The sequence below is a fragment of the Frischella sp. Ac48 genome (genome assembly GCF_019641635.1).
GTDB classification, from domain to species: domain Bacteria; phylum Pseudomonadota; class Gammaproteobacteria; order Enterobacterales; family Orbaceae; genus Frischella; species Frischella japonica.
On sequence record NZ_JAETXP010000010.1, the window covers coordinates 1 to 13,272 of the forward strand.

Here is a 13,272-nt window from a genome sequence, read left to right on the forward strand (position 1 = left end):
GTTCTAGCGGAGGGTAAAGATGGACAATTGTATCCGCTTTATAGTTTAACACCGGAAGGCAAACGTTATTATAAAACTAATAGAACAGCAGGATTTGTAAATATTGAAAATTTAAATGATGTACAGTTCTGCTTTGGTCGGCGAGAAATTTTGGACGTGACGAATATCCGCGACCGGGAAACCGATTTTTATGGTGGCCGAACCACAGAAACGATAGTTGATTTCACCTATAATTTATATGATATGCCCGAGTGGACGAGCCATCCGGCTTTGCGGAAAATTAGACAATATAATATTCATTTTACCGGTAACCAACAAAATAAAAAAGGGCAAGTGTACTTAACTAAAAAGGATGGCACCTATTATAATTATAGTACCGGTACCGTAATAGAGCCTAACTTAATAGGCTACTATTTATAATTGAATCCATTGGTAGGACACAAGCACGAAAAGACCACAACGGTCATCTTGAGGTTATTGAGTTAGCGCCACTGGTTCAAGAATATCACTATCAATAGGAGCAATAAGATGCAATTAAGCCGATTAAAATATGCCGTATTATTAGCGTTACTGCTATTATTAAGCAGTTGTCAGGATTATAAGGGGATGAAAGCCCGTTTAGTCAACGGTTATCAAGGATTAGATGCCTATTGTTTGTACGTTGGGAGAATAACAGGTTTACCCTATTTAGCCGAACCTATCACAGATGGAAATACGCAGGAAGATAATGATTTTTACACAAATAGATTAAATAACGAGCGGCTTCCCGCGTTTGAACAAGTGGGTTTATTAAGCTCAGTTCTGGCGGAGGGTAAAGATGGACAATTGTATCCGCTTTACAGTTTAACAGAAGAGGGGAAGCGTTATTATAAGCAATCCAAAGCTGCTTTAGTCAATCATCGGGATGATTTAAAAGATGCACAGTTCTGCTTTGGTCGGCGAGAAATTTTGGACGTGACGAATATCCGCGACCGGGAAACCGATTTTTATGGTGGTCGTACCACGGAAACGATAGTCGATTTCACCTATAATTTATATGATGTGCCCGAGTGGGCGAGCCATCCGGCTTTGCGAAAAATTAGACAATATAATATTCATTTTAGCGGTGATGAAAAGAATCAAGAGGGGCAAGTTTACTTAACTAAAAAGGATGGCACTTATTATAATTATGGTACAGGTCGCTCAATAGGAACGGATCGAATAGGCTACTATTTATAATTGAATCCATTGGTAAAACACCAGCACGAAAAGACCACAACGGTCATCTTGAGGTTATTGAGTTAGCGCCACTGGTTCAAGAATATCACTATCAATAGGAGCAATAAGATGCAATTAAGCCGATTAAAATATGCCGTATTATTAGCGTTACTGCTGTTATTAAGCAGTTGTCAGGATTATAAGGGGATGAAAGCCCGTTTAGTCAATGGTTATCGAGGGTTAGATGCCTATTGTCTTTTTGTCGGGCGAATTAATTTCCCTTATTTATCGCAACCTTATGGTTTAGGTAAGGAAAAAGAATATCAGGAGTATTATGATGCTCAAACTTATAAATTAAATGAACGATTACCGGTATTTGAACAAGTAGGTTTATTAAATTCAGTCACCGCAGAAGGGCAAGATGGACAATCTTATCCGCTTTACAGCTTAACAGAAGAAGGCAAGAAGTATATAAGACTCAGTTATAGTGAAGAGAAAAGAATAACATATGCACAGTTCTGCTTTGGTCGGCGAGAAATTTTGGACGTGACGAATATCCGCGACCGGGAAACCGATTTGTATGGTGGACGAACCACGGAAACGATAGTCGATTTCACCTACAATTTATATGATATGCCCGAGTGGACGAGCCATCCGGCTTTGCGGAAAATTAGACAATATAATATTTATTTTAACGGTGATGAAAAGAATCAAAAAGGGCAAGTGTATTTAACTAAAAAAGACGGTACTTACTACAATTATGGTACTAGTGTATCAATAGAGACAATTCGATTAGGCTACTATTTATAATTGAATCCATTGGTTGGACACAAGCACGAAAAGACCATAACGGTCATCTCGAGCTTATCGAGTTAGCGCCACTGGTTCAAGAATATCACTATCAATAGGAGCAATAAGATGCAATTAAGCCGATTAAAATATGCCGTATTATTAGCGTTACTGTTGTTATTAAGCAGTTGTCAGGATTATAAGGGAATGAAAGCCCGTTTAGTCAACGGTTATCAAGGATTAGATGCCTATTGTTTGTACGTTGGGCGAATGGTAAACGGATTTCCCTATTTAGCACAACCGGTAGATATTTGGTTGGAAGAAGATAAAAATATTTCCGATAAAGAGATACTGGATGAATTATTACCGGCATTTGAACAAGCGGGTTTATTAAGCTCAGTTCTGGCGGAGGGTAAAGATGGACAAATGTATCCGCTTTATAATTTAACGTCGGAAGGCAAACGTTATTATAAAACCAATAGAACAGCAGGATTTGTAAATATTGAAAATTTAAATGATGTACAGTTCTGTTTTGGTCGGCGAGAAATTTTGGACGTGACGAATATCCGCGATCGGGAAACCGATTTGTATGGTGGCCGAACCACGGAAACGATAGTCGATTTCACCTACAATTTATATGATGTGCCTGAGTGGGCGAGCCATCCGGCTTTGCGGAAAATTAAGTACTATAATATTCATTTTAACGGTGATGAAATGAATCAAGAGGGGCAAGTGTACTTAACTAAAAAGGATGGCACTTATTATAATTATGGTACAGGTCGTTCTATAGGAACGAATCGAATAGGCTACTATTTATAATTGAATCCATTGGTAAAACATAAGCACGAAAAGACCATAACGGTCATATCGAGCTTATCGATTTAGCGCCGCTGGTTCAAGAATATCACTATCAATAGGAGCAATAAGATGCAATTAAGCCGATTAAAATATGCCGTATTATTAGCGTTACTGCTATTATTAAGCAGTTGTCAGGATTATAAGGCGATGAAAGCGCGTTTAGTCAACGGTTATCAAGGGCTGGATGCCTATTGTTTATATGTAGGTGTTATTGACTTCCCTTATTTAGCGCAACCGGTAGATATATGGACACAAGAGAGTAAAAATCTTTCCGATAAAGAGATACTGGATGAATTATTACCGGCGTTTGAACAAGCAGGATTATTAAGCTCAGTTCTGGCGGAGGGTAAAGATGGACAATTGTATCCGCTTTATAGTTTAACGCCGGAGGGTAAACGCTATTATAAACCTGTACAAGCATCAGGAATTTATCATCGAAATGATTTAAAAGATGCGCAGTTCTGCTTTGGTCGGCGAGAAATTTTGGACGTGACGAATATCCGCGACCGGGAAACCGATTTTTATGGTGGCCGAACCACAGAAACGATAGTCGATTTCACCTATAATTTATATGATATGCCCGAGTGGGCGAGCCATCCGGCTTTGCGGAAAATTAGACAATATAATATTTATTTTAACGGTGATGAGAAGAATCAAAAAGGGCAAGTGTACTTAACTAAAAAAGACGGTACTTACTACAATTATGGTACTAGTGTATCAATAGAGACAATTCGATTAGGCTACTATTTATAATTGAATCCATTGGTAGGACACAAGCACGAAAAGACCACAACGATCATCTCGAGCTTATCGAGTTAGCGCCGCTGGTTCAAGAATATCACTATCAATAGGAGCAATAAGATGCAATTAAGTCGATTAAAATATGCCGTATTATTAGCGTTACTGCTGTTATTAAGCAGTTGTCAGGATTATAAGGGAATGAAAGCGCGTTTAGTCAACGGTTATCAAGGGCTGGATGCCTATTGTCTTTTTGTCGGGCGAATTAATTTCCCTTATTTATCGCAACCTTATGGTTTAGGTAAGGAAAAAGAATATCAGGAGTATTATGATGCTCAAACTCATAAATTAAATGAACGATTACCGGTATTTGAACAAGTAGGTTTATTAAATTCAGTCACCGCAGAAGGGCAAGATGGACAATCTTATCCACTTTACAGCTTAACAGAAGAAGGCAAGAAGTATATAAGACTCAGTTATAGTGAAGAGAAAAGAATAACATATGCGCAGTTCTGCTTTGGTCGGCGAGAAATTTTGGACGTAACGAATATTCGCGACCGGGAAACCGATTTCTATGGCGGCCGCACCACGGAAACGATAGTCGATTTCACCTATAATTTATATGACGTGCCCGAGTGGGCGAGCCATCCGGCTTTGCGGAAAATTAGACAATATAATATTTATTTTAACAGTGATGAAATGAATCAAGAGGGGCAAGTGTACTTAACTAAAAAGGATGGCTCCTATTATAATTATAGTACCGGTACCGTAATAGAACCTTACTTGGTAGGCTACTATTTATAATTAAATCCATTGATAAAACACAAGCACGAAAAGACCACAATGGTCATATCGGGTATCGAGTTAGCGCCACTGGTTCAAGAATATCACTATCAATAGGAGCAATAAGATGCAATTAAGCCGATTAAAATATGCCGTATTATTAGCGTTACTGCTGTTATTAAGCAGTTGTCAGGATTATAAGGGGATGAAAGCGCGTTTAGTCAATGGTTATCAAGGATTAGATGCCTATTGTCTTTTTGTCGGGCTGGACATAACGAATATCCGTGACCCAAAGATCAGATAATCAACCGATTAACGCTTTTCACAATTGAGTTCCATTTCGAATTTAATTAAACGTTTTAAATCATCGAATATAAATGAAATGTTTACGATATCATTATTATTTGTTTTTAACCTCATAAACTGTTCATTTTCATAACTATATGTCATATTTATAAAATTTTCACTTTTGTTCTATTTTGCTCAATATTGCATGTTCCCGAATAAAAACATTATTGCTCGGCTTTGATTTAAATCCGTTTATAACCTTTGCGTATTTTTAGCACATCTTGCAAGGGTGTTTGGTTGAATAAGTTTTTATATTCTCGATTAAATTGTGTTGCACTTTCGTAACCGACTTTTAAACTCGCTTGAATCGCTGTCATATTCTCGCTGACCATTAAACGCCGGGCTTCATGTAATCTAAGTTGTTTTTGAAACTGCAACGGGCTTAAACTTGTTACTTTTTTAAAATGACGATAAAAGCTAGAGAGTGACATATTCGCTTGATTGGCCAGTTGTTCCATTTTTATTGGCTCTCTAAAATGCTCTTTTAGCCAATCGATCGTATTCGCAATACGATAACTTCTTGTTTCTGGCATACAAATTGATATTAGCGCTTCACCAAATGGGCCGATTAAAAGTAGATAATGAATTTCTTTTATGATTAGTGGCGCTAAAACTGAAATTTGTTCAGGTTTATCCAACAACTTGAGCAATCGATAAAAAGCATTGATTAGATCATCTTCAGCCTTTGAGACAATAATACCATTAAAACTTTGTTGCGAAGGTTTATTTAATTCCGGGTATTCTATTAATAACTCTTTAATTAATTTATTATCAATCAAAAGTGACAATGAAAGAAATGGGGCGTTTGTCGTCGCATTTTTAATTGTGTTTATCGTTGGAATATCAATCGAGGTTATAAGATAATCACCTTGTTTATAATGATAACGTTTGGTGCCAAGTAGAGAGCTTTTTTCACCTTGTATTATCATTGTGATCATAGGTTGATAAAAACAATTTTCTAGACAAATATCTTTATTTTTGCCAACTTCACGCCTATAAATGCCAAAGTTTTTAATTTGTGTTGGATAGTCACCCACAGTTGGCATTCTTTTTAGCATTATTTTTTTAATTTCTTTTTTTAACATAGAGATTTCTCTATTTATTTAGATTTCTCTATTAGCATATGATTTCTGATAGGATTAGGCAACTTTTTGGCAGGATCGGCTCTATTGGATATTATTATCAGATCTTATAATAATCAAAAACGGAGTGAAATACATTCGCATCAGTATCTAATAAATTATCTATCATATTTGTCGCACTTAATAGTCAAAATCTAGGGTGGTTAGCAAAAGTTTGCAGTATTAACTAATTGTTTAAGGGCAAAGGCTATGAATATTTTAACACCAAAAAAAGGATCGATTGTTACTATTTCCGCTTTTATGTCTAAAGGCGATATGATTGGCTTAAAGCAAGCTTTAATTGATGGATTGAATCAAGGATTAACCATCAATGAAATTAAAGAAATTTTAGTTCAACTTTATGCCTATGTAGGTTTTCCAAGAAGTTTAAATGGTTTGAGTGCCTTTAAAGCGCTACTAGAAGAACGTCAAAAAGAAGGCATTACTGACACAGTTGGTTCTACTTCAGCACCATTACCGACTAATTTAAGCGCTTTAGAGTTGGGTACAAAAATTCAAACAAAAGTTGTAGGCAAACCGGTTACGGGTGGCATTATGGATTTTTCACCTACTATTGATCAATTTTTAAAAGCCCATCTTTTTGGCGATATTTTTGGTCGAGATATTTTAAGTTATGAAGATAGAGAGATAGCGACATTAGCTGCGCTATCAACCTTGCAAGGTGCCGATAGTCAGATTAAATCTCATGTTCAAATTGCGCAAAATGTCGGGGTATCTCCCACTCAATTAGATGGCATTGCGAATATTTTAAAATCAAAAATTGGTGAAATCGAATTTGAACGATTCAACCGTGCAGTAAAAGGCCAATAAAAAATTACAACCAAATGGATATAGTAAATATATCCATGTTTCACAAAATAAGTTTTATTACACAGATAGCTTTAAATCATTTCCTGACGAGGATAGTTATTATGAAAATAATCAGTCAATCTGAATTTGAAAAACATAATTTATTTGGACAGGGTGAGCCGAATGTAAATTATGCTAAATATTTTATTGGTCAATCTTATCTAAATTTATTAACAGCAAAGTCTCCCTTATTAGTTGCAAATGTCACATTTGAACCTGGCTGTCGAAATAATTGGCATATTCATCATGCATCACAAGGTGGGGGGCAAATTTTATTATGTACCGCTGGTAGCGGTTGGTATCAAAAATATGGGGATAAGCCAATAAGTTTAGAGCCCGGTATGGTTATCACCATTCCTGCGAATGTAAAACATTGGCATGGCGCTAAAGTTGACTCATGGTTTAGCCATATCGCTATCGAAGTGCCGGGTGAGGATACCTATAATGAATGGTGTGAAGCGGTATCTGAAGAAGATTTCCAAAAATTATGCTAACTAATTAGATTTAAAACATTAATTTCAATGTGAGATAATGACATGACTAATATTTGTTCTCAAACGGTTATTACAGTTCCACCTCAGACAATTCAGTTAGAACAACGTTGGGATAAGATTTTTCTACAAAGTGATAAAGTTGAGCATTTTAAAGTCACGTTTAAAAATCGTTATGGCATTACGCTTGCCGCAGATCTATATCGCCCAAAAAACAGCCCAGATAAATTATCTGCTATTGTTGTCGCAGGACCATTTGGCGCCGTAAAAGAGCAGGTATCAGGTTTTTATGCGCAAACTCTAGCAGAGCGAGGATTTATTGCTTTGGCATTTGATCCCTCTTTTACTGGTGAAAGCAGTGGATTACCGCGTAATCAAGCATCAGTTGAAATCAATACCGAAGATTTTAGTGCCGCTATTGATTATCTTGGATCTATAGATTGCGTTGAGCGGGAGCACATTGGCATTTTGGGGATTTGTGGTTGGGGTGGTATGGCTTTAAATGCCTCATCGATTGATACGCGAATTAAAGCGGTAGCAACCGTTGTCATGTACGATATGAGTCGAGTTATTTCTAAAGGTTATAATGATAGCATGACAGAAGGGCAACGATTAGCAATGAAACAGTCATTGAATAATAGCCGCTGGGACGATTCACAAAATAGTTATGCCACGTTGAATCCAAGAAACAATATTACCGTTGATCAAATCACGGATGAAACACCACAATTTATTGCAGATTATTCTCGTTTTTATACCACTAAACGTGGTTTTCATATTCGTTCTGTCAATTCAAATCCGAATGGTTCATGGGTGTTAAGTATGCCACTTTCATTTATTAATCAGTCGTTATTGAATCATGCCCATGAAATTGAGTGCCCAACATTAATTATCGCCGGTGAAAAAGCGCATTCTCGTTACTTTTCAGAAGATGCGTTTAAAATGGTTGGCAGTAAAAATAAAGAATTAATGATTATTCCTAATGCAGTGCATACTGATTTATATGATAATACCACCAATAAAATTCCCTTTGATAAATTAGAAACGTTTTTTAGCGCTAATTTATTATAAATTTTTTTATGATTTAAAAATAAGAAAATGCTTTGCAGTGAAAAGATAATGAATTACAGAACTTGAAAAAATTTTAAGCTTTATCTTTTTATACAGATTATCAATCCCTACATGTTTAGTAAGACCGAAGAGATTTATAAAAAGTTTTTGCTTTAATACTGCTTGATGCGGTTTCGAATAAAATAGCATTAAGCCCCTAAAGTTATAGCAAAATAATTGACTCGGTCATATCCAATAACTTTACAGCTTTGACATGGCCGAGGTGTGTTGCTAATTTATCTAAAAGTTCTAATTTATCTGTTTTGCGATTTTATTTATGTCCGATACTCTTTTATACGCTATACAATAACGCCAGAGTCAGATTGAATAAAGACTATTACACATTAACTAACAATCGATTTTAGCCGAATGTAATTTTTTTGACATATTTGACGTCTTTTAATTTTAACATTGGGATTATCAATGCCGAACATTTTATGTTCATTAGTTTTTTAATACATACAACAAATCTAATTATGGTTAGGATGCTTCGCTCACCTTGAGCCACAAATATAAAATTATCAACATATTTTTTGTTGCAAACTGCTTAGTTTGTACTTTACCATCATTCTGTAATTAACCAATAACGGTTAATTGGGTTGTTTTTTGGGTGTAGATATACCAATATTTACGGGGTTAACCATCAAAAAATTCGAAATAGCTTGTTATCATTGTTATTTATAGCCAATAAAGCTATTCATCGGTGATTATATATTTACCGTTTTTTTTGCGAAGATTATGTGTCTAATAATATATGGCAAAGATCATTAATAGCAAATAAAAAAGTAAACATTACCTAACAAGCATATCGGCTAATATTTACCTTGCTAAGTATATTTATGGAGGATAAGTATCTTCAACAAGGTAATAAAAATAAGTGTTTAACAAATATATTTTATGGTGATGAGATTTTAGACCGTTTAATAAAGGCAAAGTATTTTACCTAACTATCTTAAAAAATTAATTCTCATCAAATCTATAAACCGAGCCATCTCCCCAGGTCCCTATATAATAATGATTGTTGTAATATGCTAATGCGACGGCGCCCGATAAGGATGATACCAAGGTACTAGTCTCTTTAGTTCGCACATCAATTTTGCGCACCATATTGGCACCATTATCAATTACCGCAACTTGGGTAGGTGCAATCGTCACAATGCCTACCCCTGGGCGATTAAAATCACGACCTAATTCCGTTTTATTACCATTGGGAGCAATTAATGTGAGACGACCACTATATTGAGAAACAACTAAGCTATTATCAGGGAGTTGAGTAACTCCGACCGGTGTCGATAGCCCACGTACGATTATTTCTTTCTTACCACTGTTTAAATCCAGCGAAACGATTTCCCCCGCTGAACGATTGGTAATGAGTAATTTTCCTGAATTTGAAAATGCTATACCTGTAGGTGTATGATAATTTTCAGAAATTTTTTGAGCATGACCATTGGCTGTGATTTTTAGAATATAATCATCACTATAAGATGACACATAGATATTATCTTGTTTATCAATGACAATACCGGCAGGCGATGAAATGTCAGAATAAAAGGTCTGACGTTCCCCATTCGTTTTTATTTTTATAACTGAATTGCCAGACCAATTGGTTACATACATAGCACCTGTACTATCAAACGCAATGCCTGTCGGAGCATTAAATGATTTTGCCATGGTGGTTAATTCAGCCATACCCATTCCTCCATTTAAAGATAAAAATATAAAAGTGATAACATGTAAAAAATTTTTTTTCATAATAAAATTTCCCATAAATTAGAATCTATTTTTTTATTCTTTGTATTCCTAACCAAGCTAAGAATGCATTAAAAAATGTTAAAACAATGCAGGTAATAATCACACTAATCCAATTCCAGTTTTCATAAAGTATTCCTAATGTATAAGTTCCAAGGCTACCGCCAGCTAAGCAGAACAAAAGGTATAAGGAAGATATAGCACCTCTAGAATGAATGGTAACAATTTGATTAAGCATTGCAATAAGAATGGGTTGAATACCAAAAACGACAAGAAATAAACAAAAAATACCGAGTATTAGGTATAACAATTCTGAGCTAAATCCAATCATTATGACGGGCGCTATTACGCATAATAAACAAATGATTAATAGTCGTTCTTTACACATAAATTGTGACAGTTTTCCTGTAAGTGTTGCTCCAATTGTTGCACTTAACCCGACAAAATTTAACCATCCTAAAGTAGTTGATGATAAATAGAATGGCGCACTTTTTAAATGAAATGTTAAAATTGAAGATAATCCAAGATAAACAAAAAAAAGTATAAAACCGATTATTAGAAAAATAATTACGGAATGATTTAGTAATAATTTTGCTGCATCAATGTAAGTGCGACTAATGCTAAATTTAGATGTTTTTTTTGTTTTTTTTATTGCGAATGGAATAAAAAAACATGCACAGATGATTAAACATGCATAAATCATAAAAGCAACTTGCCAAGACCAGTAATCTGTCAGCATGGCTATCATGCTACGACTAAAAATAATGCCAATAATAGAAGCTGAAATCATCACCCCCATGGTTTGTGGTAATTTTTCGTTAGGGGTATTTCTAGCTGTATATGCAAATAAAGCCGCAGGTACTGCAGCAGCAAAAAAGCCTAATAATGACATGATAAATAAAAATAGGTTAAATGAACTGATAATACCCGATATACCCAGACAAAAAACCGTTCCGATACAACCAAAAAGCACTAATAATCTTGTTGCTATTCGATCTGATAATGGACCATAAATAAAAAATGAAATTGCATAGAAGCAACATGCTAAACTGAAAACATTGCGTGCTTCCAAAATATCTATATTGAAACTTTTGGAAATTTCCTGAAAAATAAGCTGGCTTATGTAAACTGAACCGACTAAAAGTATAATTAAAATAGCCGAAACGATAATACTTGTTTTTGTTTTTAGCTGTTTTGAATATACTACCGGCGTGACATTTGACTGCATAATTTAAAATCCTATTCAACGTGCGTTAAACGAATTGCAACGCTTTTTTTCTCAACGTAAATTTTGAAATGACAATCCCAATATTGTTGAATTAACATAACGAATAAAAGACTATATAAAAAAATCAAAATACCGAAATACTTATTTGGTGATATGAAATTTATATCAAAGGGAAGTGAAAAAATATTAAACGTACTTTATTTTATGAAGAATAAGATAATTAACTTTAACAAAGTAACAGAGCTACTCATATTTTTATGCTTTCGGTAGTTTTAATGCTAAGGGTTTGAACGTATTAAAACATGATCAAGTTTTTTTAGATAAAGTATTATTCTAAACTTGCAAGTAATCTTTATTGACGTAATAGTTTAAATATATGCAATCCCTAACGATATCAGTAAAATCGTTAAGTTGTTTTTAAATTACCATACAAGTCTCAAAATAAATCATTAATGAAAAAATTTCACTATAGAATATCATCATAACCACCTTATCTAAACTGCTGGCGAAACTATAATATTTTTATTTTTCCAAATAAAGAGGGGTCTTTATGTTAACTAAAATAAAATTAAATAATGGTATCGAAATGCCTATTTTAGGGTTTGGTGTTTTTCAAATGAATAATCAAGCTGAGTGTGAAAAAGCAGTGCATGATGCAATAGATTCAGGCTATCGGTTAATTGATACAGCAGCAAGTTACCAAAATGAAACTGAAGTTGGTAATGCTATTCGTGCACATGGGATTGATCGAGCAGAATTATTTATTACGACTAAATTATGGTTGCAAGATGCCAATTACAATGGTGCTAAGGCACAATTTGAACGCTCATTAAATCGTTTGCAATTAGACTATATTGATCTTTATTTGATTCATCAACCTTATGGCGATGTTCATGGTGCTTGGCAAGCAATGCAGGAACTTTATTCAGCAGGTAAAGCTCGTGCTATCGGTGTAAGTAATTTCCAACCAGATCGATTAGCTGATTTAACCGCCTTTCACACTACTATTCCTACTGTGAATCAGATTGAAATTAATCCATTTCAACAACAACATGAAGCAGTGGCTTATATGCAAAAAGAGAGCATAACTCCTCAAGCCTGGGCACCGTTTGCTGAAGGGAAAAATGGTTTATTTACCCATCCGGTGTTAGGTCAAATTGCCGTTAAATATGGCAAAACGATAGGGCAAGTGGTTTTACGTTGGTTAGCACAACGAGGCATTGCGAGCTTGGCAAAATCTGTTCGTAAAGAGCGAATAGTCGAAAATCAAAATATCTGGGATTTTGAACTTTCTGATAAAGATATGCAACAAATAGCAGCGCTTGATACAAATACAAGTCAATTTTTTGATCATCGAGATCCGGAAAAAGTAAAATGGTTAACCAGCCGGAGATTGGATATTTAGTTTTTTAGCGAGAGAGGTTGTGAATTAAAGATAAGTCAATTGCTTAAGAAACAACAAAATATTAGGTTGTAATATTAAAATCAGTATTTATCCATCTCATTTTATACGGCGCCTTAGGCAAACTGACTAGCAACTTACTACAAACAGTTTAGCTTATAAATTCAGCGATATAGGTTGTGGTAGGCATAAACCTCTTTACAAAGTGAGAAACCTATTAAAATTGCTTGATCCAGTCAAACTATTGCTTTTATAAGAGATGACGGCTGTATTGCGCACGGTGGATGATACAATTTTTATATATTTCTAGATGAAATTTTCGTAGGTGCAACTGATTACTAAAGCAAAAAACACACCCTTTTGGCGAAATAGGCTAAAGGTTTTTAAAAGCTCAAATAACTTAAACGCAATGTGGATGGTTACCGCAGTTGGGCTATAGCGATTTAAGAGGGTCAAAACGTCCTAAAAGTGCATAATTGGTTGTTTAATAATCCAACGCGAATCATTGCTAATATTGTTTAGCCAAATCGCTTTTTAAAGCTTATTAGCAATATTAACTACAGGCTACTATCACAAGTAGTACAAAAA

At 34.9% G+C, this 13,272-nt stretch carries 14 protein-coding genes; 11 read left to right on the forward strand and 3 right to left on the reverse strand.

Translation table 11 applies throughout. The features are described 5' to 3' along the window. The 7 genes from JMI89_RS08170 to JMI89_RS08200 all read left to right on the forward strand — a co-directional run. Window positions 1-420: hypothetical protein (locus JMI89_RS08170; protein WP_220679799.1), on the forward strand; the 420-nt coding region annotated here is incomplete at its 5' end. Window positions 421-528: 108 nt separating this feature from the next. Next, complete coding sequence (locus JMI89_RS08175; RefSeq protein ID WP_220679800.1) at window positions 529-1,218, forward strand: hypothetical protein; 690 nt, start codon at window positions 529-531, stop codon at window positions 1,216-1,218. A gap of 108 nt (window positions 1,219-1,326) precedes the next feature. After that, on the forward strand, window positions 1,327-2,007 hold the full coding sequence (locus tag JMI89_RS08180) for a hypothetical protein (protein ID WP_220679801.1): 681 nt from the start codon (window positions 1,327-1,329) through the stop codon (window positions 2,005-2,007). Between the two features lie 108 nt (window positions 2,008-2,115). Continuing rightward, entirely contained in the window at window positions 2,116-2,805 is a 690-nt protein-coding gene (locus tag JMI89_RS08185; protein ID WP_220679802.1) for a hypothetical protein, read from the forward strand. 108 nt (window positions 2,806-2,913) lie between these two features. After that, window positions 2,914-3,597 (forward strand): hypothetical protein, encoded by a 684-nt coding sequence (locus tag JMI89_RS08190; protein WP_220679803.1) that lies wholly within the window; start codon window positions 2,914-2,916, stop codon window positions 3,595-3,597. Window positions 3,598-3,705: 108 nt separating this feature from the next. After that, entirely contained in the window at window positions 3,706-4,386 is a 681-nt protein-coding gene (locus JMI89_RS08195; protein WP_220679804.1) for a hypothetical protein, read from the forward strand. Between the two features lie 106 nt (window positions 4,387-4,492). Continuing rightward, window positions 4,493-4,669 (forward strand): hypothetical protein, encoded by a 177-nt coding sequence (locus JMI89_RS08200; RefSeq protein WP_220679805.1) that lies wholly within the window; start codon window positions 4,493-4,495, stop codon window positions 4,667-4,669. A 226-nt stretch (window positions 4,670-4,895) separates the two neighbouring features. Here JMI89_RS08200 and JMI89_RS08205 read toward each other — a convergent pair whose 3' ends face one another. Next, window positions 4,896-5,798 carry an AraC family transcriptional regulator gene (locus tag JMI89_RS08205; protein WP_220679806.1) on the reverse strand — a complete coding sequence of 301 codons (903 nt, stop codon included), beginning with the start codon at window positions 5,796-5,798 and terminating at the stop codon, window positions 4,896-4,898. Between the two features lie 246 nt (window positions 5,799-6,044). On the opposite strand from JMI89_RS08205, the gene JMI89_RS08210 reads away from it, so the two are divergent. The 3 genes from JMI89_RS08210 to JMI89_RS08220 all read left to right on the forward strand — a co-directional run bounded on the left by JMI89_RS08210 (window position 6,045) and on the right by JMI89_RS08220 (window position 8,266). Next, entirely contained in the window at window positions 6,045-6,665 is a 621-nt protein-coding gene (locus JMI89_RS08210; RefSeq protein WP_081299451.1) for a carboxymuconolactone decarboxylase family protein, read from the forward strand. Between the two features lie 101 nt (window positions 6,666-6,766). Next, the gene (locus JMI89_RS08215; RefSeq protein WP_220679807.1) at window positions 6,767-7,198 is read left to right on the forward strand and encodes a cupin domain-containing protein; all 432 of its coding nucleotides are present in this window, start codon (window positions 6,767-6,769) and stop codon (window positions 7,196-7,198) included. 42 nt (window positions 7,199-7,240) lie between these two features. Beyond that, window positions 7,241-8,266, forward strand: coding sequence for an alpha/beta hydrolase (locus tag JMI89_RS08220; RefSeq protein WP_220679808.1), 1,026 nt, complete (start codon window positions 7,241-7,243; stop codon window positions 8,264-8,266). 999 nt (window positions 8,267-9,265) lie between these two features. On the opposite strand, the gene JMI89_RS08225 is transcribed toward JMI89_RS08220, so the two are convergent. Both JMI89_RS08225 and JMI89_RS08230 read right to left on the reverse strand, forming a co-directional pair. Then, window positions 9,266-10,057, reverse strand: a complete 792-nt coding sequence (locus tag JMI89_RS08225; protein WP_220679809.1) for a hypothetical protein — start codon at window positions 10,055-10,057, stop codon at window positions 9,266-9,268. Between the two features lie 25 nt (window positions 10,058-10,082). Then, window positions 10,083-11,282 carry an MFS transporter gene (locus JMI89_RS08230; protein ID WP_220679810.1) on the reverse strand — a complete coding sequence of 400 codons (1,200 nt, stop codon included), beginning with the start codon at window positions 11,280-11,282 and terminating at the stop codon, window positions 10,083-10,085. 550 nt (window positions 11,283-11,832) lie between these two features. Here JMI89_RS08230 and JMI89_RS08235 point away from each other — a divergent pair. Then, window positions 11,833-12,687 (forward strand): aldo/keto reductase, encoded by an 855-nt coding sequence (locus tag JMI89_RS08235; protein WP_187754865.1) that lies wholly within the window; start codon window positions 11,833-11,835, stop codon window positions 12,685-12,687. Window positions 12,688-13,272: the final 585 nt, after the last annotated feature.